Source organism: Ramlibacter lithotrophicus, assembly GCF_012184415.1.
GTDB lineage: Bacteria > Pseudomonadota > Gammaproteobacteria > Burkholderiales > Burkholderiaceae_C > Ramlibacter > Ramlibacter lithotrophicus.
On record NZ_VTOX01000001.1, the window covers coordinates 1,245,156 to 1,265,494 of the forward strand.

Genomic DNA, 20,339 nt, shown 5'->3' on the forward strand with positions numbered 1-20,339 from the left:
TGCGGCTGCGGGGCATCGAGCCCCCCAGCCTCGGTCGTAAATTCGCGGGTCGATCCCCGCCTGCGGCGGGGCCCCTCGCCCTCGCGAATTTACGACCCGGCCACCTTCATCTTCCCGACCAGGATCGACCCCACGCTCTTCGCGCCGTAGTTGTAGACGTCAGAGCCCACGGCCTCGATGCCGGCGAACATGTCCTTCAGGTTGCCGGCGATCGTGATCTCCTCCACCGGGAACACGATCTCGCCGTTTTCCACCCAGAACCCGCTCGCACCGCGCGAATAGTCGCCGGTCACGTAGTTCACGCCCTGCCCCATCAGCTCGATCACGAACAGGCCGGTGCCCAGCTTGCGCAGCATCTCCACCAGCCCGTGGCCCGGCTCGGTGAGCCGCGACGTGAGCGACAGGTTGTGCGACCCGCCGGCGTTGCCGGTGGTCTTCATGCCCAGCTTGCGCGCGGAGTAGCTGCTCAGGAAATAGCCTTCCACGCGCCCGGCGTCGACGACCTTGCGCGCCTTGGTGCGCACGCCTTCCTCGTCGAACGGCGCACTGCCCTTGCCCCCGCGGACGTGCGGGTCCTCGGTCACGTCGATGTGGCCCGCGAAGACCTTCTTGCCCAGCGAGTCGACCAGGAAGCTGCTGCGCCGGTACAGCGCGCCACCGCTCACGGCCTGCACGAAGCCGCCCAGCAGCCCCGCGGCCAGCGGCGACTCGAACAGCACCGGGCACTCGCGGGTGCTGATCTTGCGCGAGTTCAGGCGCGCCAGCGCCCGTTCCGCCGCGTAGCGGCCGATGGCCTCCGGGCCGGCCAGGTCGCGCGCGTCCCGCATCGAGCTGTACCAGGCATCGCGCTGCATGTTGTCCCCGGTCCCGGCGATCGGCGCCACCGAAATCGAATGGCGCGAGCTCGCATACCCGCCGCGAAAGCCGCGCGTGTGCGAGCTGAAGAAGTGGCTCTGCTGCGCCGAAACCCCGGCGCCTTCGCTGTTGGTGATCCGGCGGTCGGTCGCGAACGCCGCCTTCTCGCAAGCCAGGGCGATCTTCGTCGCCTGCTCGCTGGTGACGTCCCAGGGATGGAACAGGTCGAGGTCGGGCTGCTCGCCGGGTTGCGCGATGTCGTCCGCGTCGGGCAGGCCGGCCACCGGATCCTCCGCCGTGAAGCGGGCGATGTCGTACGCCGCCTGCACCGTCTGCTCGATGGCCGCGCGCGAGAAGTCGGACGTGCTCGCGTTGCCGCGGCGCTGGCCCACGTAGATCGTGACCCCCAGCGACTTGTCGCGGTTGCGCTCGACGTTTTCCAGTTCGCCCTTGCGCACCGAGACGCTCAGGCCGCAGCCTTCGGAAGCCTCCGCTCCAGCGTCCGTCGCGCCGAGCTTCTTCGCGTGCGCGAGCGCGGTGTCGACCAGGTCCTCGAAAGCGGCACGGCTGTAGGCGAACACGGAGTCGGCGCGGGCGTCTGGTTTTGTCATGGCGCGGCTATGATACTTGCGCCGCGCAGCCGCCGCGGCGCACTTCCACTCCATGCCACGCAAACCGAAAAAAGGCTACTTCGTCCGCGGCCAGTTCATCGCCGAAGGCAGCGCCGAGGACATCGCCCTCAAGGCTGAGCTCAAGGGCGGCGACGAACCGAGCAGGACCGACCTCAAGCGCGAAAGCGCCGAGCTGCAGAAGCTCGGCGAATCGCTGCTCACGCTGCGCGCCGACCTGATGCAGCGCCTGCAATTGCCCGAGAAACTGCTGGAGGCCCTCGCCGACGCGAAGCGCATCACCAATTTCGAGGGCAAGCGCCGGCAGATGCAGTTCGTCGGCAAGCTCATGCGCGGGCTCGACGAGGACGCGCTGCAGGCAGTCCGCGACGCCCTGGACGAGCAGCGCCAGGGTTCCGCCAGCGAAGCGCTGGCGCTGCATCGCGCCGAACAGTGGCGCGACAGGCTCATCACGAACGACGAAGCGCTGCAGGAGTGGCTCGCGGCCCATCCCGAAACCGACACGCAGCAGCTGCGGGCGCTGATCCGCCAGGCGCGCAAGGACGCGCCCGCCGACCGGGACGCGGTGTCGAGGGGCCTGGCGCCGCGCCATGGCCGTGCCTACCGGGAGATCTTCCAGCTGGTGCGGCAACAGCTCGAACAGGAGGGCCCGCCGCCGGGCTTCGCGCCATCGCCATGACCACAGATCCATTCGACCCCGTCCGCATCGGCATCGTCTCGATCAGCGACCGCGCCTCCAGCGGCGTCTACGAGGACAAGGGGCTGCCCGCGCTCAAGGAGTGGCTGGGGCGCGCCCTGAAGAACCCGATCACGTTCGAGGCGCGGCTGATCCCCGACGAGCAGGCGGGCATCAGCGCGGCGCTGATCGAGCTGGTCGACGCCGGCTGCTCGCTGGTGCTGACCACCGGCGGCACCGGGCCGGCGCCGCGCGACGTGACGCCCGAAGCGACGCTGGCGGTGGCCGACAAGGTGATGCCGGGTTTCGGCGAGCAGATGCGGCAGATCAGCCTCAGGTTCGTGCCGACGGCGATCCTCTCACGCCAGTGCGCCGTGATCCGCGGCGAGAGCCTGATCATCAACCTCCCCGGCCAGCCGAAGTCGATCCAGGAGACGCTGGAGGGCTTGCGCGAGGCCGACGGCAAGGCGGGCGTGCCGGGCATCTTCGCCGCGGTGCCCTATTGCATCGACCTGATCGGGGGGCCGTACCTCGAGACGCACGACGAGGTGTGCAAGGCGTTCCGGCCGAAGTCGGCGGTGCGGCCAGCCCGCTGAAGAAGAGTCGACAGCCGAACCCGGCTTCCTGACGCCTACTTCCCCACCAGCTGCGTCAGCTTGTCCTTCTCGAAGCCTTCCTTCAGCGCAGCGTCCTCCGGCACGCACTCCGGCCCCTTGGCGTTCTCGGACAGCTTCTCGATCGCCTGCCACAACAGCGCGATCTGGTGCTCCTGCGACGACGCGTTGTCGATCAGGCCCTTCATCGCCTGCGACAGCGGATCGTCCTGCTCCGTCACCCCGTAGGCCGAGAACCCCATCCGGTTGGCGACTTCCTCGCGCCGCTTCAGGTCCTCCGCCTGGATGATGCGCGCCGGAATGCCCACCGCCGTCGCGCCGGCCGGCACCGGCTTGGTCACCACCGCGTTGGAGCCGATGCTGGCGTTGTCGCCCACGGTGAAGCCGCCCAGCACCTTCGCGCCGGCACCGACGACGACGTTGCGGCCCAGCGTCGGATGGCGCTTCGATCCCTTCGTGAGCGACGTGCCGCCCAGCGTGACGCCCTGGTAGATGGTGCAGCCCTCGCCGATCTCGGCGGTCTCGCCGATGACGACGCCCATGCCGTGGTCGATGAACACCTTGTCGGCTATGCGCGCGCCCGGATGGATCTCGATGCCGGTGAGCCAGCGCGACACGTGCGAGGTGAAGCGCCCCAGCCAGCGCAGGTCGCGCCGCCAGAACCAGTGCGCCACCCGGTGCAGCACCAGCGCGTGCAGCCCGGGGTAACACGTGATCACCTCCCACTTGCTGCGCGCGGCAGGGTCGCGGTCGAAGATGCACTGGATGTCGGAACGCAGGCGGCTGAACATGATGATGGGATCGCTGGTGCCCCAGTCTAGCGCCTCGCTGCGGCGCCGGCCTGCGACATCGCCTTGGCGACACCACGCAGTATGTGGATTTCCTCGACCGTGAGCTGCGCCCGGTTGAACAACTGGTTCAGGCGCGGCATCAGCTTCTTCGGGGCCGCCGGGTCGAGGAAGCCGATCGCCACCAGCGCCTGCTCCCAATGGGCCAGCATGCCGGCGACGGCCTGGCCGTCGGCCAGCACCGGCGGCTGCTCCGGTCCGCCCGGGACGGCGAAACCGCCGAGCGCGGTGCGCCACTCGTAGGCGATGACCTGGAGTGCCGCCGCCAGATTGAGCGAGCCGTAGCCCGGCGCCGTCGGGATGGTGAGCGCCGCATGGCAGCGATACACGTCCTCGTTGCTCATGCCGAAGCGCTCCGACCCGAACAGGAAGCCGACGGTGTGTTGCGAGGCCGCCAGCCCGGGAAAGTGCTCGCGCGGGGTGACGGTCGGCGGGCCGAAGTCGCGCGGCGTCATGGCGGTGGCGCACAGCCAGCTCACGCCCTCCAGCGCCTCGTCCAGGGTGGCGACGACGCGCGCGCGCTGCAGCACGTCGACGGCGCCGCTCGCGCGCTGCACCGTCTCCTCGCGCACCAGCACGTCGGGCCAGCGCGGCGCGACCAGCACGAGGTCGTCGAACCCCATCACCTTCATGGCGCGCGCGGCCGCGCCGACGTTGCCGGCGTGGCTGGTGTTGATCAGGATGAAGCGGGTGCGCATGGGGCCGATTGTCTCAGCCCCGTTGCGACTGTCACTCGTCGGCGAGGCGCACCAGGATGTAGCCGGGACCGAACTTCTCGCCGGCGGCGACCGCGATCTGTTCCACGACGCCCGGCGCCGGCGCGGCGACCACCAGGCCCTCATGGACCAGGGAGGCCTTCGCCAGCACCTGGCCGGCGTCCACGTGGTCGCCTTCATCGACCAGCCAGCTCTCCAGGAGAGCCTCGGCGTCGGGTTCTGCCGACTCCCACCGCTTCGGATCCAGAATGACGTCGACCATGGAGCCTCCTGTTTCGCTTCGATCGGGGCCATTGTTGTGTGGCCGGCCACGGGCCCGCATTGCGCCGGATCAATGAACCGGCGCGGCGCGCGCCCGGCCTCGGCGGCCAGGCGGGATCTTCGCCGACAGGGCCGGGTGGGGATTCATGGGACAATCCCTGCATCGTGCCCGCCGCATCGACGGCGGAGCCACCGCTCCTGATCAATGAAGGGGCCGCGCCTCGCGCGCCGTCCCGCCAACGCTCGAACAATCCATGGCCTCCTCCAACCTGCATCCCATGCTCAACGTGGCCGTCAAGGCCGCACGCGCCGCCGGCGCGATCATCAACCGGGCCGCCCTCGACGTCGAGGCGGTGCGGATCTCCCAGAAACAGGTGAACGACTTCGTGACCGAGGTCGACCACGCGAGCGAGGCCGCCGTCATCGAGACGCTGCTCGGCGCCTACCCGGACCACGCGATCTGGGCCGAGGAATCGGGCAAGACCCATGGCCGGCAGGGGTCGGACCATGTCTGGATCATCGACCCGCTGGACGGCACCACCAATTTCATCCACGGCTTTCCCGTGTACTGCGTCAGCATCGCGCTGGCCGTCAGGGGCAAGATCGAGCAGGCGGTGATCTACGACCCGACCCGCAACGACCTCTTCACGGCCACCAAGGGCCGCGGCGCGTACATGAACGAGCGCCGCATGCGGGTTTCCAAGCGCACCGACCTGCGCCAGTGCCTGGTCAGCACCGGATTTCCGTTCCGGCCCGGCGACAACTTCAACAACTACCTGCGCATGATGGCGGAGGTGATGCAGCGCACCGCGGGGCTGCGCCGGCCCGGCGCCGCGGCGCTCGACCTGGCCTACGTGGCCGCGGGCTTCGCCGACGGTTTCTTCGAGACCGGGCTGTCGCCGTGGGACACGGCCGCGGGCTCGCTGCTGGTGACCGAGGCCGGCGGCCTGATCGGCAACTTCACCGGCGAGTCGGACTTCATGGAACAGAAGGAATGCGTGGCCGGCAACCCGCGCATCTACGGCCAGCTGGTGCAGATCCTGGGCAAGTACAGCAAGTTCGCCAGTGCCGGCGAGAAGGCCGCCCTGCGGCAGTCGACGCCCAGCCTCGTGCCGCCGGACACGACGCCGAGCGCGAAGGTGGAAGCCGACGGCACCCGCATCAGCGACGCCACCGGCGATCCGGCGGAGTGACCGGCCGATGAGCGTGGAGCTACTGGCCGGGTTCTTCCAGGAAAGCCCCTGGGTCGCAACGGCCACCGTCGCGCTGCTCGCCGTCGCCGGCGCCCTGGTGGTGCATCGCATCGGGCAAGCCGTGCTGCTGCGCGCCGCTTCCCGGGTGCCGCTGCTGCACGCCGTGATCCGCTGCAGCACGTCGGCGGCGGCCGCCGCGCTGCCGCTCGCCGCGCTGCAGGTGGTCTGGACCGCGGCGCCGGACACGCTGCGGTGGATCGCGAACGTTCGCCACGTCAACGGACTGCTGCTGATCGGGGCGCTTACCTGGCTCGCGATCCGCGCGATCCGCGGCGTGGCGCTGGGCGTGCTCGCCCGCCATCCGGTGGAGGCCGAGGACAACCTGCACGCCCGCCGCATCCAGACCCAGGCCACGGTGCTGTCCCGCACGGCGATGGTGCTCGTCTTCATCGCCGGCGCGTCGATGGCGCTCATGACCTTCCCGGGCGCGCGGCAGCTCGGCGCCAGCCTGCTGGCCTCGGCCGGGGTGATCGGACTGGTGGCCGGCATCGCGGCCCGGCCGGTCTTCAGCAACCTGATCGCCGGCCTGCAGCTCGCGCTGGCGCAGCCGATCCGCCTCGACGACGTGCTGATCGTCAACGGCGAATGGGGCCGGGTCGAGGAGATTACCGGCACTTACGTGGTGCTCAAGATCTGGGACGAGCGGCGCCTGATCATCCCGCTGCAGTGGTTCATCGAGAACCCGTTCGAGAACTGGACCCGCAGCAGCTCGCAGATCCTGGGGACCGTGATGCTGTACCTGGACTACGCGACGCCGGTCGAATCGCTGCGGCAGGAAGCAGAGCGCGTCGTCAAGGCGGCTCCGGAGTGGGACCGCCGGGTCTTCGCGGTGCAGGTCACCGACACGACCGAGCGCGCGATGCAGGTGCGCATCCTGGTCTCCGCGGTCAATGCCGGCAAGGCGTTCGACCTGCGCTGCCGGGTGCGCGAGCAGATGCTGGCCTTCGTCGCCCGGGAGTACCCGCAATGCCTGCCCCAGGTGCGCAGCATCACGACCGAGCCGCCGGCGCATGCCGCGGCGGCCGGGAGCCTCGCGCCCGGATAAGGTGAAAGGGCTGCGCGCCGCGGCGCTCGGCTAAGCTATCACCCCGGCCGCGCCACCCAGGGCGGCCGCCTTGCAAGAGACGAACGACCTTGGCTTCCCCTTCCGTCGACGAAGGCGCCCGCGCGGCGCATACGCCGGTCATGGCGCAGTACCTCGCCATCAAGGCGGAACATCCCGGCACGCTCGTCTTCTACCGGATGGGCGACTTCTACGAGCTGTTCTACAGCGACGCCGAGAAGGCGGCCCGGCTGCTCGACATCACGCTGACCCGCCGCGGCAACTCCGGCGGCGAGCCGGTGATCATGGCGGGGGTGCCGTTCCATTCCGTGGAGAGCTACCTCGCGCGCCTGATCAAGCAAGGCGAATCCGTCGCCATCTGCGAGCAGGTCGGCGACGTCGGCGCCTCCAAGGGCCCGGTGGAACGCAAGGTGGTGCGCGTCGTCACGCCCGGCACGCTCACCGACAGCGCGCTCCTCAATGACAAGAGCGAGGCCATCCTGCTGGCGGTGCACCAGGGCACGCGCCACCGCCTCGGCCTCGCCTGGCTGAGCCTCACCCAGGGCGCGCTGCAGCTGGCCGAATGCGCCGGCGACGAACTGGAGACGTGGATCGCTCGGATCGCGCCGAGCGAGCTGCTGTTCAGCGCCGACGTCACTCCAACCTTCGAGCAGCGGCTCAAGGCGCTGCGCGGCGGCGCCGCGCTGTCGCTGACGCAGCGGCCGCAGTGGCAGTTCGACGCCGGCCTGGGACTGCGCAAGCTGCTGGAGCAGTTGAACAGTGCCACGCTCGCCGCCTGGGGCGCCGAGGAGCTGGTGCACGCGCAGACCGCCGCCGCCGCCCTGCTCACCTACGCCGAACACACGCAGGGCCGCGCGCTCTCGCACGTGCAGAGCCTGCAGGTGCAGCGAGACGACGATCTGATCGAGCTGCCGGTGACGACGCGCCGCAACCTGGAGCTGGTGCAGACGCTGCGCGGGGAGGACTCGCCCACGCTGTTCTCGTTGCTGGACACCTGCATGACCGGCATGGGCAGCCGCCTGCTGAAATGCTGGTTGCTGGAGCCACGGCGCGAGCGCACGCAGGCGTTGCAGCGGCTGGAGGCGATCGGCTTCCTGCGGGATGGCGCCTGGCAGCAGCTCCGCGCGGCACTCAAGGGATGCAGCGACGTCGAGCGCATCACGGCCCGCATCGCCCTGCGTCAGGTACGGCCGCGCGAACTGGTCGGATTGCGCCAGTCGCTGGAACGGTCGGCGCAGCTCGCGGACGCGGCGGCCGGGCCCGGCGCGCTGCTCGCGGAGATCCGCGCCAGCCTCGCGCCGCCGCCCGGCTGCGGCCAGGCGCTGGCCCGGGCGATCATGGAGGAACCGGCGGCGCTGGTACGCGACGGTGGGGTCATCGCCACCGGCTGCGACGCCGAGCTCGACGAACTGCGCGCGATCCAGGACAACTGCGACGGCTTCCTGCTGGACCTGGAGACGCGCGAGAAGGCGCGCACCGGCATCGCCAACCTACGCGTGCAGTTCAACAAGGTCCACGGCTTCTTCATCGAGGTGACGCAAGGCCAGCTGGACAAGGTGCCCGGCGACTACCGCCGCCGCCAGACGCTGAAGAACGCCGAGCGCTTCATCACGCCGGAGCTCAAGGCCTTCGAGGACAAGGCGCTCTCGGCGCAGGAGCGGGCGCTGGCGCGCGAGAAGTGGCTGTACGAACAGCTGCTCGACGAACTGCAGCAGTACGTGCCGGCCCTCACCCGCCTGGCCCGCGCCATCGCAGCCTTGGACGTGCTGTGCGCGCTGGCGGAGCGGTCGCTGACGCTGAACTGGGCCTGTCCGCAGTTCATGAAGGAGCCCGGCATCGAGATCACCCGGGGCCGCCACCCGGTGGTGGAAAGCCGGCTGGCGGAAACGACCGGCGGCAGCTTCATCGCCAACGACACCCGCCTCGGACCGAAGCAGCGCATGCAGATCATCACCGGCCCCAACATGGGCGGCAAGTCGACCTACATGCGCCAGGTGGCGCTGATCTGCCTGCTGGCCTCGATGGGTTCGTACGTGCCGGCGCAGGCCTGCCGGCTCGGACCGCTCGATGCGATCCACACCCGCATAGGCGCCGCCGACGACCTCGCCAACGCGCAGTCCACGTTCATGCTGGAGATGACCGAGGCGGCGCAGATCCTCCACGCCGCGACGCCAAACTCGCTGGTGCTCATGGACGAGATCGGGCGCGGGACCTCCACGTTCGACGGCCTGGCGCTCGCTTCCGGCATCGCGGCGCACCTGCACGACCGCACCAAGGCGTTCACGCTGTTCGCCACGCACTATTTCGAGCTGACCGAATTTCCGGCGAAGCATCACGGCGCCGTCAACATGCACGTGAGCGCGGCCGAGTCCGGCGCGGACATCGTGTTCCTGCACGAGATCCAGCCGGGGCCGGCCAGCCGCAGCTACGGCATCCAGGTGGCGCGGCTGGCGGGCATGCCGGCCGCCGTGGTGAACCACGCCCGCCAGGCGCTCGACGCGCTCGAAACCCAGCAGACGCTGAGCCGCGAGCAGGTAGACTTGTTCGCGCCACCCCCGGCGGCGGCCGCGCCGGCGCCGAGCGCGGCCGAGGCAGCGCTGGCGGCGCTGGACCCCGACGCGCTGAGTCCGCGGGAGGCGCTGGACGCGGTGTACCGCCTGAAGAAACTGCTCACGAAATGACCCCATGACCTACTGCGTCGGCATCAAGCTCAATGCGGGACTGGTGTTCCTCAGCGACTCGCGCACCAACGCGGGCGTGGACAACATCAGCACCTTCCGCAAGATGATCGTGTACGAGCGCGCGGGCGACCGCTGCATGGTGCTGCTGTCGGCCGGCAACCTGAGCATCGCCCAGTCGGTGCGCGAGATCCTGCAGGTCGAGCAGTTGCAGGAGCGGCCGGACGTGGAGCCGCTCACCATCTGGAACGCCAGGAGCATGTTCGACGCCGCGCGCGTGCTGGGCAACGCCGTGCGCCACGTCTACGACCGCGACGCCAAGGCCCTGGAGCACGCGGGCGTCGACTTCAACGTGTCCCTGGTGTTCGGCGGGCAGATCCGCGGCGAGGGCATGCGCCTGTTCCAGGTCTATTCGGCCGGCAACTTCATCGAGGCGACGCTCGAGACGCCGTACTTCCAGATCGGCGAGTCCAAGTACGGCAAGCCGGTGCTCGATCGGGTCATCACGCCGGACACGCCGCTGGACGAGGCGGCCAAGTGCGCCCTGGTGTCCATGGACTCGACGATGAAATCCAACCTGTCGGTCGGGCCGCCGCTGGACCTGGTGGTCTACGAGGCGAATCGCTTCGAGACCGACAAGATCGTCTGCATCGACATGCAGAACCCCTACTACCGCATGCTGCACAGCAGCTGGGGGCAGAAGCTGCGCGAGGTGTTCGACAGCCTCGAAGACCCGGTGTGGGACGACGCGCACACCGACGTCCCGCTGAAGGTGTCCGGCGGCCGCAGCAAGCCGCTCAAGAAGATCTCCAGGCCAGACGAGCGGCTGATTTGAACCGGCCACGCGCCGGCGCACGCGCGCAAGCGGCGGACTCAGCCGTGGCGCGGGCACAATGCGGGTCTGCGCCCCGCCGGCACGCCGCCATGGCCCCATGACACTGATCGTCTTCTCCCACGCCAACAGCTTTCCCGCCACCACGTACAACGTGCTGTTCAAGCACCTGCGCTCGCGCGGATTCCAGGTGCGCGCCATCGAGAAGTACGGCCACGACCCGGCCTACCCGGTCACCAACAACTGGACCCACCTCGTGCAGCAGCTGCACGATTTCGCGGCGCGCGAGACCGACAGGCATGGCGCGCCGGCGTTCCTGGTCGGCCACTCGCTCGGCGGCTTTCTCAGCCTGATGTGCGCGGCGCGGCATCCGAAGCTGGCCCGCGGCGTGCTGCTGCTGGATTCGCCGCTGCTGGGGGGCTGGAAGGCGACGGCGTTCGGCGCCATCAAGCGCACGCCCCTGGTCGGCTCCATTTCGCCGGGGCGGGTCAGCCGCCGCCGCAAGAATCGCTGGCCCGGCGTCGAGGCGGCCTTCGAGCATTTCCGCCACAAGAAGGCGTTCGCGCACTGGGACGAGCAGGTGCTGCGGGACTACGTCACCCACGGCACCGTGGCGGAAGGCGGCGAGCGCGTCCTGTCGTTCGACCGCGACGTGGAGACCATGATCTACAACACCCTGCCGGACAACTTCGACGGCATGCTGCGCCGCCACCCGCTGAAGTGCCCGGTGGCGTTCATCGGCGGGCTGCAGTCGGAGGAGAACCGGCAGGTGGGCCTGGCCATGACGCAGCAGGTCACCCGCGGCCGCATGGCGATGCTCGATGGCAGCCACCTGTACCCGATGGAAAAGCCGCTGGCCACGGCGGCGGCCATCGAGGCGGCGCTGCGTTCGCTGGAAGCTTGACCGGGCGCATTGACGAGCTGGGGTGCGCGGGCTAGGTTGGCGGTATTTCCTCGAAGGAGACCGCGATGGCCACCAATCCGTTTGGCTCCCTGACGCTGCGCGACCTCGGGGACGTGGGCCAGGTCAGGGCCTACGTGCTGTCCCTGTATGACCAGTCGATGGCCGCGCTCGTCGCCGCGTCCGCCTATGTGGACACCAGCGCCGCGATGGCCCTGGTCACCAGCTACCGCAACCAGACGATCGCCCTGTTCGACCAGCTGGCGATCGACCTGCCGTCGATCGCCACGGTCTACCCCCTGGACACGCCGCTGTCGTCCATCATGGACCAGGCCTATGGCAGCAGCCTGGGCGGTGCGGACATGTCGTCGTTCCTGGGCGGCTACACGTTGCCGGACTTTCCCGATCTCACGCCCGCGCCGACCCCGGCCCCGACGCCCGTGCCCACCCCCGCCCCCGAGCCGGTCACGCTGCCCGACGTGATGCCCACCGGGCCCGCGCCTTACTCGGGCGACGGCGTGCGGATCTACGGCGACACGCCGATGCTGCTGCGCGAAACCGATCCTTCCATCCCGCTCCAGGCCGCCTTCACGCGCGTCCCCGGCACCTTCGAATACGTCTCGCCGACGGCATCGCCGGAGAACCTCACCGTGGGCGGCTATCGCGCGGCGACCGAGGAGGGTTTCTGGGAGCTGATCGGCGACGCGGCCGAGATCACCTGGAAGGGGCTGCTGGGCGCCGGCGCCCAGATGCTCGGCTTCGGCGACTTCTACGCCAAGGCCGAGAACGTGCGCGAGATCGGCGACGCGCAGGAAAAGGTCGTCGAAGGCACGATCGGCGTCATGCGCGACGGCATGGAGGTCATCAACGGCCGCATGACGCTGGGCCAGTTCGAGTCGCGGTACGACGCGTTCAGCACCGGTACCCAGAGCACCTTCGACCAGATGCTGCAGAGCCAGCTCGCGGGCCAGGCGCCCGGCAACTGGGGCACCATCTTCGGCCAGCTGGTCGGCATCGGCCAGAAGGTCAGCGCGAAGATCAGCATCACCAACTCGTTCACGCTCAGCGTCAGCGGCGACACCACGCTGCAGGGCGGCAACGCCGGCAACTACTTCGTCGGCGGCGACCAGTTCAACACGATGTTCCTCGGCGGCGGCAACAGCCTGGCCGTCGGCGGCGACGGCGGCAACCGCATCCATTCCGGCACCGGCAACGACGTGATCGTCGGCGGCGCCTCGGTGGACACCGCCGTCTATGGCGCTGTCCGCGCGGCCTTCGACATCGCGCGCACCGGCAGCACCTTCACCGTCGCCGACCGGCAAGGCACGTTCGGCACCGACACGCTCGATCGCGTCGAACGGCTGGAATTCAGCGACGTCAAGCTGGCGTTCGACATGGACGGCAGCGCCGGCAACACGGCGCGGATGATAGGCGCGGCGCTGGGCACCGCGTCGCTCGTCCCGGCTTACGTCAAGGAAGGCCTGGCCCTGTTCGACGCCGGCTGGACCCCGACCCAGGTCGCCGCCCTCGTCGCCGGGCTGCCGCTGTTCCAGGCGCTCGCGGGCTCGAGCAGCAACAACGATTTCGTGCGCCTGGTCTACCGCAACGTCACCGGCGTCGCACCTTCGACCGCGGAGCTGAACCTGTACGCGGGCATGCTGGACAGCGGCACCGGCCGCGCCGACCTGCTGGCGATGGCGGCGGCGACGCCCCTCAATGGCGACCACGTGAACCTGGTGGGCCTCGCCGCCACGGGACTCGAATACCTCTGATCCGGCCGCCCGGGGGTCTGCCTGGCGGGCGCAGCACGGCACGAGCCGTGGCTGCGTCCTACACCTCGACACCGGCGGCGCCCACAGCCGCACCGTGCACCGCGCGGCACAGTGCGTCGCATGCCCTTCGCCACCACGTTCCGCCCGCCGTTCCAGGCGCCACCGCTGTCGCTGCTGGCCGTGGAGCCGCTGCGAGCGATGTTCGACGGCTTGGCCGCGCACTTCGCCTGCGAACGCGGCGCCACTGGCGACGGCCATCCGGTGATCGTCTATCCGGGCCTCGGCGCCGGGGGCGCGCAGACGGCGCTGCTGCGCCGCTACCTCAGGGACTGCGGCTTCGCCGTGCACGACTGGGAAGGCGGCATCAACACCGGGCCGGTGGGGCGGTTGCACGAATGGCTTGGCACGCTGCAAGACCACCTGGGCCGGGTGCACGAGGAGCACGGCCGCACGGTGAGCCTGGTGGGCTGGAGCCTGGGCGGGCTCTATGCGCGCGAACTGGCCAAGTGCCGACCCGCCGCCGTGCGGCAGGTGATCACCCTGGCGACGCCGTTCAACTCGCTGGGGCACGGCAACCACGCCAGCGGCCTGTTCCAGCTGCTGCACCCCGGCACTTCCCATCTGGGCCCGAAGATGCAGGAGCGGCTGCGCGAAGCGCCGCCGGTGCCGACGACGTCGATCTACAGCAAGAGCGACGGCATCGTGTCGTGGCGCGGCTGCGTGCAGAAGCGGACCAGGCGCTGCGAGAGCGTGGAGGTGTCGGCGAGCCACCTCGGCATCGTGTCGCACCCGCAGGTCCTGCGCATCGTCGCCGAGCGGCTGGCGCAGCCCGACGGCCAATGGCGTCCGCTGCGGCCCGCGCGGCGCCTTCCCTGATCAGGCGGACCAGTCGACCCAGCCGGTCATCGCCGTGAGCAGCACGATGATCCCGAAGGCGATGCGGTACCACGCGAACGGCGTGAAGCTGTGGGTGGAGATGTAGCGCAGCAGCCAGCGCACGCACAGCCAGGCGCTGAGGAACGAGAACAGCAGGCCCACGGCGAACATCGGCAGGTCGGCCAGCGAGAGCAGCGCCCGCTGCTTGTACAGGCTGTACGCGCCCGCGCCCACCAGCGTGGGAATCGCGAGGTAGAACGAGAAATCGGTCGCCGCCTTGCGCGACAGCCCGAGCAGCATGCCGCCGATGATGGTGGCGCCGCTGCGGCTGGTGCCGGGAATCATGGCGAAGCACTGCACCAGGCCGACCTTCAGCGCGTCCTTCCAGGTCATCGCGTCGACGTCGTGCACCCGCACCGATTCGCGCGGCCGCCGCTCGGCCCAGATGATCACGAAGGCGCCGAGGATGAACGTGCTGGCCACGACTTCCGGCGTGAAGAGGTGGGCCTGGATCGCCTTGCCGAACGCGAGGCCCAGCACGACCGCCGGCAGGAAGCCGATCAGCACGTTGAGCGCGAATCGCTGCGCGTGGCGCTGCGTGGGCAGCGCGACCAGCGTGTCGCGGATCTTCTGCCAGTAGACGATGATCACCGCGAGGATGGCGCCGGTCTGGATGGCGATGTCGAAGACCTTGGCCTTCTCGTCGTGGAAGCCGAGCAGGCTCCCCGCCAGGATGAGGTGGCCGGTGCTGGAAATGGGGAGGAACTCGGTCAGCCCCTCGACGATGCCCATGACGGCGGCCTTCACCAGCAACACGACATCCACGCGCTCTCCTTGAAAAGAGGCTGGATTATCGCTGGGCTTCACCATTCGCCAGGTGGCCCGACCGGGCCATGGCTCGTGCGGTGCGTAGGAGACTGCCCACGTCCGGATGCGCGCGGCCGGCCTTGGATCAGCCAGCCACAACGCTACCTTGTGGCCATGGGAGTGATTCCTCCCGCACCACAGGAGCCATCGAGATGAACAAGCACCAGGTCAAGGGCGTGACCAACCAGGTCACCGGCAAGATCAAGGAAGCCGTCGGCAAGGCGACCGACGACCAGTCGCTGCGCGCCAAGGGCGCCGCCCGCGACACCAAGGGCAAGCTGCAGGAAAAGGTCGGCGACGCGAAGGAAGCGCAGCGCGAGGCGCGGATCGAGCACGAGGCCGACCGCGGCCACCTCGACAAGCGCTGAGCGTCAGCCGGCGGGCTGGCCTTCCAGCGGGTAGCCTGCGCGCTTCCATGCCTGCATGCTGCCCGGCATGTTCGCGACCTCGGCCACGCCGGCGCGCTGCAGCACGCTGGTGCCGATCGAAGCGCGGTAGCCGCTGTCGCAGTAGACGACCACCGGCTTGCCGCGCGGCAATTCGCCGGCGCGCGCCGGCAGTTCGGGCAGATAGACATGCCGGGCGCCGGGCAGGTGGCCGCTCGCCCACTCGTGCGGCGCCCGCACGTCGACCAGCGTGAAGTCGCCGGGGCGATCGTGGACCTGCGCCGCCGTCACCTGCGCCGTCGCCACCACGTCATGCCCGGCGTTGTCCCATGCCGTCATGCCGCCCACCAGATAGCCGGCGAAGCGCGTGAACCCGGTGCGCAGGAAAAGCCGCAGCACCTCGTCGAGCGCGCCGTCGCTCTCCACCACCAGCAGCAGCGGCTGCGCCGGATCCAGCATCCACCCGGCCCAGATCGGAAGCTGCGCTGCCATGCCGATGTTGAGCGCGCCTTTCACATGGCCGCCGCCGAACGCCAGCATGTGGCGCGTGTCGACGACCACGGCGCCGCCCTCTTCCATGCGCCTGGCGAATTCCTCCGCCGGCAGCGGCGGCGCGACCGGCAACCCGTGCCGCACCGCCGGGCCGACCGTATTGGTTTCCTTCAGCCGCGGGTAGTAGGACGGTTTCGGCGGCAGGCCGTCCAGTGCGAACCGCCGGAACTGCTCCTCGCTGCGGCACTGCAGGTGCGGGTTGAAGCGGCGCTCGTAGCCGATGGTGCTCGAGAGCCGGTCGCCGATGGCCGCCCCGCAAGGCGAGCCATGGGCGTGCGTGGGATGGATGATCACGCCGTCGTCGAGCTTCAGGTAGAAGTCGTGGAGCGTGCGGTACTGCGCCGCCGTCAGCGCCTGGGCCCGGTCCGGCCCGAGGAGGTCAGTGCGTCCGGCGGCGTTGATCAGGAGGCTGCCGCCGGTGAACACCGCATACGGCGCCTGCTCGCGGCCCTCCTCGGCGACCAGGAACGCCATGTGCTCCGGCGTGTGGCCTGGCGTATGCCGGGCCGTCAGCACGGTGCTGCCGAAGGCGAGGCAGTCCCCGTCGCGCAGGGCCTCGTGCGCGTAGCCGTACGGCGCCGCGTCTTCCGCGCTGCTGCACAGGGTGGCGTTGCCGACGCGAGCCGCGAGCTCGTTGGCGCCGCTCAGGAAGTCCTCGTGCACATGGGTCTGCAGGATGTGCGTGATCGCGACCTTGTGCCGGCGCGCGAGTTGCAGGTAGACGTCGACGTCGGCCTGCGGGTCGATCACGGCGGCGGTGCCGGCCGAATCGTCGCCGATGAGATAGCTGAGGTCGCCGAGTCCTTCGGTGACGACGCGTTCGAAGACCAATGCCATGTCCGCTCCCTGACCGGTGTCGCGCCGGTATACCAGAGGGCGGACGCGCCCGGGGGCCGCTGTTGCAGACTGCGCTACTCGTAGCGCAGCGCCTGGATGGGCAGCAGCTTCGACGCGCGCCGGGCCGGGTAGAAGCCGAAGAAGACGCCGACGAAGGCCGAGAAGCCGGCGGCCAGCCCGATCGACGCGGCCGTCATGCTCACCTGCCAGCCGGCGAACTGCCCGACGGCCCAGGTGGCGATGCCGCCGATCACGACACCGATGGCGCCGCCGATCAGGCTCAGCGTCATCGCCTCGATCAGGAACTGCAGCAGGATGTCGCGGCCGCGTGCGCCCACGGCCATGCGCAGGCCGATCTCGCGGGTGCGCTCGGTGACGCTCACCAGCATGATGTTCATGATGCCGATGCCGCCGATCACGAGGCTGATGCCGGCCACCGCGGCCAGCAGCAAGGTCATGACGCGGCTGGATGCCTCCTGGGCCTGCAGGATCTCGGTGAGGTTGCGGATCGAGAACGGGTCCTCGGCGCCGGGCTGGACGCGCAGGCGCTGGCGCAGCAGTTCCTTGATGCCCTCTTCCGCTGCCTTCATGCTCTGGCCTTCCCGCACCTTCACGGCAATCGAGCCGACCCGCTTGAGCTTTCCGGCGGTGCCGCCCTGGATCCGGTTGCGGAAGGTGCTGATCGGCACGATGACCATGTCGTCCTGGTCCTGGCCCATCGAGTTCTGGCCCTTCTTCTCAAGCAGCCCGATCACGGTGACCGGCACCTTCTTGACGCGGATCACCTGGTCGAGCGGATCGGCGTCGCCGAAGAGCTGTTGCGCCACGGTCTGGCCGATGACCGCGACCTTCGCCGATCCCTGCAGCTCCGCGGCCTCGAACGGCCGGCCGTCGGCCAGCCGCCAGTCGCGTGCCTCGAGGAAGTCGTTGGTGGTGCCGGTGACCGAGGTGGCCCAATTGGTGTTGCCGGCCACGACCTGCGCGCCGGTGCGCAAGGTAGGCGCCGCCACCTGCACCTCGGCGATCTCGCGGGCGATGGCGATCGCGTCCTCCTCGGTCAGCATCTGCCCGGTCTGCGCCCCCAGCCGCACGCCGCCGGCCGTCATGCCGCCGGGCAGCACCAGCATGATGTTCGAGCCCAGCCCCTTCATCTGCTCCTGCACCCGCTCGGTCGCGCCGCGCCCGACGGCAATCATCGTGATCACGGCACCGACGCCGATGATGATGCCCAGCATGGTCAGCACGCTGCGCAGTTTGTTGGCGGCGAGCGCGCGCAGCGCCGAGCGGAAGGCGGCCAGCGCGGTCATGCAGCCCTGGGGTCAGATTCCAATTCTTTCCGCCGAACCGCCGACGCCCGGAAATTGGAATCTGACCCCGATTTGTCTTCGAGGATCCGCCCGTCGCGGAAGACGATCCTGCGCCGCGCCCACGCCGCGATGTCCGCCTCGTGGGTGACGATGATCACCGTGATGCCCTGGCCGTTGAGGTCAGCCAGCAGCCGCATGATGTCTTCCGACGTCTGCGAATCGAGCGCCCCCGTGGGCTCGTCGGCGAGGATCAGCTGCGGATCGTTCACCAGCGCGCGCGCGATCGCCACGCGCTGCTGCTGGCCGCCCGACAGCTCGCCCGGCGTGTGGTGGCAGCGCTCGCCCAGGCCCACCTTGCGCAGGGCCGCCACGGCCCGGTCGCGCCGCAGCGCCGCCTTCACGCCCGAATACACCATCGGCAGCTCCACGTTCTCCGCCGCGCTGGTGCGCGGCAGCAGGTTGAACTGCTGGAACACGAAGCCGATCCGGCGGTTGCGGATCGACGCGAGCTGGTTCGCGCTCATGCCCTCCACCGCCTCGCCCGCCAGCCGGTACGTGCCGCTGGTCGGCCGGTCGAGGCAACCGAGGATGTTCATCAGCGTCGACTTGCCGGAGCCCGACGCGCCCATGATCGCGACGAACTCGCCCTCCTCGATGTCGACCGACACGCCGCGCAGCGCGTGCACCGTCTGGTCGCCCATCTGGTAGGCCTTGGCGATGTCGCGCGCTTCGATGAGGGCCATCAGAACGGCATCCTGGGCCCGGCGGGGCGCGCGGCGGGGGCCGTGCCCGTGCCGCCCGCGCCGGTGACGACCAGCGCGCCTTCCTTCAGCACCGCCGCCTCGGGCGAGTTCGCCGGCACCACCAGTTCGGTGCTGGTGCCGTCGGTGATGCCCAGGCGCACGTTGTGGGCCCGCGGCTTGTTGTCCTCGCCCAGCAGGTGGATGCGCCCGCGCGTGACGGCCCGGCCCGCGCCCTCGGCCTGCAGCGCGGCATAGAGCGGCTTCTGCTCCGGCGTCAGGAGCGCGCCGATGCTGGCTCGCACTTCGGCGGAAATGCGCTCGCGCGCCTTGCTCCGCTCCTCGGCCGGGAGGTCGCGCAGCTGCATGAACTTCGGGCGCGCCTGGGCATAGATCGCATCGACCTGCTCCAGTTGCGCCGGCGTCAGCTTCAGTTCGGTCCGCAGGCGGGCGCGAAGCTCCTGCGCCGCGCCGCCGGGACCGCCGCCGGCCGGCTGCTGCTGCGTCGCCGCGGACTGGGCGTCGGGCGGCCCTTCGGCCGGCCTCGGACGCACAGCGTCGGCAGCGGACGCGGCGCCCGCGGCCGGCTCGACGCCCGCCAGCCGCACCCGCAGCGCCGCGTTCGGCACCTTCAGCACGCCTTCGCGCGAATCGGTGACCACCCGCACGTTGGCGGTCATGCCGGGCAGCAGCCGCCCGGCGGTGTTCGAGAAGCCGATCACGGCGACGTAGGTGACCACGTTGGCGACGTTCTGCGCCGCCTTGCGGACCTGGCGCACTTCGCCTTCGAAGGTCTGGCCCGGAAAGGCGTCCACCGTGAAGGTCGCGCGCTGGCCGGTGCGGATGCGCCCGACGTCGCTCTCGTCGATGCTCGCGTCGACCTGCATGTCGCGCAGGTTCTGCGCGATCACGAACAGCTCCGGCGCCTGCAGGCTCGCCGCGACGGTCTGCCCCCGCTCGATCGCGCGCTTGATCACGATGCCGTTGACCGGCGAGGTGATGCGGGTTCGCGCCAGGTCGACCCGCGCCTGCGCCAGCGCCGCCTGCCGCTGCTTGACGTTGGCCTGCGCGGTCTTGATCTGCGCCTCGGTCACCGCCTGCTGGGCCTGCGCCGACTTCAGCGCCTCCGCGGTGCTGTCGACCAGCGCCCGCGCCTTGTCCGCCTCGCTCTGCGCGATGAACTGCCGGTTCACCAGCATCGCCTTGCGCTCGTGGTCGCGCTTGGCCTCGGCCAGGTCGACCTGCACCCGCGACACCGCCGCCCGCGACGCCGCGGCGTTCGCCTGCGCCGTCAGCACCGCCGCCTGCGCGGCATCGACGTCCGCCTGCGACTGGCGCAGCCGGTACTCGAAGGTCTCAGGATCGATCAAGGCGATCAGCTGGCCCGCCTTCACCTCCGAGTTGAAGTCGGCGTGCAGCTCCTTGATCTGGCCCGAGACCTGCGTGCCGACCGACACCTGCGTCACCGGGTTCACCGCGCCGGAGGCCGAGACGGTCGCCTGCAGCGGCCCGCGCTCGATCTTCGCGGTGCGCCACGCCACCTCGGGGGTGCGCGCCTGGGTCCACCACCATGCGCCTCCTGCAGCGGCGGCCACGACGGCGCCGGCGGCCACCCACAGCTTCCAGGAGAGCTTGTTCATGTAAGTGATTGTAGTAAGCGACCCCCGCCGCGGCGG

General features: G+C 70.0%; 19 protein-coding genes. 10 read left to right on the plus strand and 9 right to left on the minus strand.

Features of this window, described 5'->3' with window-relative positions; all coding sequences use genetic code 11:
- Window positions 1–89: 89 nt before the first annotated feature.
- Window positions 90–1,466, minus strand: a complete 1,377-nt coding sequence (gene pmbA, locus RAMLITH_RS05860) for a metalloprotease PmbA (RefSeq protein ID WP_168106342.1) — start codon at window positions 1,464–1,466, stop codon at window positions 90–92.
- Between the two features lie 52 nt (window positions 1,467–1,518).
- Here pmbA and yjgA point away from each other — a divergent pair, with 52 nt between their 5' ends.
- Window positions 1,519–2,163 (plus strand): ribosome biogenesis factor YjgA, encoded by a 645-nt coding sequence (gene yjgA / locus RAMLITH_RS05865; protein ID WP_168106343.1) that lies wholly within the window; start codon window positions 1,519–1,521, stop codon window positions 2,161–2,163.
- Window positions 2,160–2,756: a molybdopterin adenylyltransferase gene (gene mog / locus RAMLITH_RS05870; protein ID WP_168106344.1), complete on the plus strand. Its 597-nt coding sequence runs from the start codon at window positions 2,160–2,162 to the stop codon at window positions 2,754–2,756. The genes yjgA and mog overlap by 4 nt, the downstream gene beginning before the upstream one ends.
- Window positions 2,757–2,791: 35 nt before the next feature.
- Here mog and cysE read toward each other — a convergent pair whose 3' ends face one another.
- From cysE to RAMLITH_RS05885, 3 genes are read right to left on the minus strand one after another with little or no spacing between them, the layout of a single operon-like run.
- The gene (cysE, locus tag RAMLITH_RS05875) at window positions 2,792–3,565 is read right to left on the minus strand and encodes a serine O-acetyltransferase (protein ID WP_168106345.1); all 774 of its coding nucleotides are present in this window, start codon (window positions 3,563–3,565) and stop codon (window positions 2,792–2,794) included.
- 26 nt (window positions 3,566–3,591) lie between these two features.
- Entirely contained in the window at window positions 3,592–4,320 is a 729-nt protein-coding gene (locus RAMLITH_RS05880; protein WP_168106346.1) for an RNA methyltransferase, read from the minus strand.
- A gap of 31 nt (window positions 4,321–4,351) precedes the next feature.
- Complete coding sequence (locus RAMLITH_RS05885) at window positions 4,352–4,600, minus strand: biotin/lipoyl-containing protein (RefSeq protein WP_168106347.1); 249 nt, start codon at window positions 4,598–4,600, stop codon at window positions 4,352–4,354.
- A gap of 253 nt (window positions 4,601–4,853) precedes the next feature.
- On the opposite strand from RAMLITH_RS05885, the gene RAMLITH_RS05890 reads away from it, so the two are divergent.
- The 7 genes from RAMLITH_RS05890 to RAMLITH_RS05920 all read left to right on the plus strand — a co-directional run bounded on the left by RAMLITH_RS05890 (window position 4,854) and on the right by RAMLITH_RS05920 (window position 13,974).
- Window positions 4,854–5,792 carry an inositol monophosphatase family protein gene (locus RAMLITH_RS05890; protein WP_272954148.1) on the plus strand — a complete coding sequence of 313 codons (939 nt, stop codon included), beginning with the start codon at window positions 4,854–4,856 and terminating at the stop codon, window positions 5,790–5,792.
- A gap of 7 nt (window positions 5,793–5,799) precedes the next feature.
- A complete protein-coding gene (locus tag RAMLITH_RS05895; RefSeq protein ID WP_168106348.1) occupies window positions 5,800–6,897 on the plus strand; it encodes a mechanosensitive ion channel family protein in 1,098 nt (365 codons plus the stop codon).
- 140 nt (window positions 6,898–7,037) lie between these two features.
- Window positions 7,038–9,596, plus strand: a complete 2,559-nt coding sequence (gene mutS, locus RAMLITH_RS05900) for a DNA mismatch repair protein MutS (protein ID WP_168106482.1) — start codon at window positions 7,038–7,040, stop codon at window positions 9,594–9,596.
- A gap of 4 nt (window positions 9,597–9,600) precedes the next feature.
- Complete coding sequence (locus tag RAMLITH_RS05905) at window positions 9,601–10,428, plus strand: proteasome-type protease (protein ID WP_168106349.1); 828 nt, start codon at window positions 9,601–9,603, stop codon at window positions 10,426–10,428.
- 97 nt (window positions 10,429–10,525) lie between these two features.
- Window positions 10,526–11,329 (plus strand): alpha/beta fold hydrolase, encoded by an 804-nt coding sequence (locus tag RAMLITH_RS05910; protein WP_168106350.1) that lies wholly within the window; start codon window positions 10,526–10,528, stop codon window positions 11,327–11,329.
- Between the two features lie 65 nt (window positions 11,330–11,394).
- On the plus strand, window positions 11,395–13,098 hold the full coding sequence (locus RAMLITH_RS05915) for a DUF4214 domain-containing protein (RefSeq protein ID WP_168106351.1): 1,704 nt from the start codon (window positions 11,395–11,397) through the stop codon (window positions 13,096–13,098).
- A gap of 120 nt (window positions 13,099–13,218) precedes the next feature.
- On the plus strand, window positions 13,219–13,974 hold the full coding sequence (locus RAMLITH_RS05920; RefSeq protein ID WP_168106352.1) for a lipase family protein: 756 nt from the start codon (window positions 13,219–13,221) through the stop codon (window positions 13,972–13,974).
- Here RAMLITH_RS05920 and RAMLITH_RS05925 read toward each other — a convergent pair whose 3' ends face one another.
- The gene (locus RAMLITH_RS05925; protein WP_168106353.1) at window positions 13,975–14,799 is read right to left on the minus strand and encodes an undecaprenyl-diphosphate phosphatase; all 825 of its coding nucleotides are present in this window, start codon (window positions 14,797–14,799) and stop codon (window positions 13,975–13,977) included.
- Between the two features lie 194 nt (window positions 14,800–14,993).
- On the opposite strand from RAMLITH_RS05925, the gene RAMLITH_RS05930 reads away from it, so the two are divergent.
- The gene (locus RAMLITH_RS05930) at window positions 14,994–15,209 is read left to right on the plus strand and encodes a CsbD family protein (protein ID WP_168106354.1); all 216 of its coding nucleotides are present in this window, start codon (window positions 14,994–14,996) and stop codon (window positions 15,207–15,209) included.
- A 3-nt stretch (window positions 15,210–15,212) separates the two neighbouring features.
- On the opposite strand, the gene RAMLITH_RS05935 is transcribed toward RAMLITH_RS05930, so the two are convergent.
- From RAMLITH_RS05935 to RAMLITH_RS05950, 4 genes are all read right to left on the minus strand, one after another.
- Window positions 15,213–16,616 (minus strand): MBL fold metallo-hydrolase, encoded by a 1,404-nt coding sequence (locus RAMLITH_RS05935; protein ID WP_168106355.1) that lies wholly within the window; start codon window positions 16,614–16,616, stop codon window positions 15,213–15,215.
- Between the two features lie 74 nt (window positions 16,617–16,690).
- Entirely contained in the window at window positions 16,691–17,923 is a 1,233-nt protein-coding gene (locus RAMLITH_RS05940) for an ABC transporter permease (RefSeq protein WP_168106356.1), read from the minus strand.
- Complete coding sequence (locus RAMLITH_RS05945) at window positions 17,920–18,666, minus strand: ABC transporter ATP-binding protein (protein ID WP_181017746.1); 747 nt, start codon at window positions 18,664–18,666, stop codon at window positions 17,920–17,922. The genes RAMLITH_RS05940 and RAMLITH_RS05945 overlap by 4 nt, the downstream gene beginning before the upstream one ends.
- Window positions 18,666–20,303, minus strand: a complete 1,638-nt coding sequence (locus tag RAMLITH_RS05950) for an efflux RND transporter periplasmic adaptor subunit (RefSeq protein ID WP_168106357.1) — start codon at window positions 20,301–20,303, stop codon at window positions 18,666–18,668. The genes RAMLITH_RS05945 and RAMLITH_RS05950 overlap by 1 nt, the downstream gene beginning before the upstream one ends.
- Window positions 20,304–20,339 lie beyond the last annotated feature (36 nt).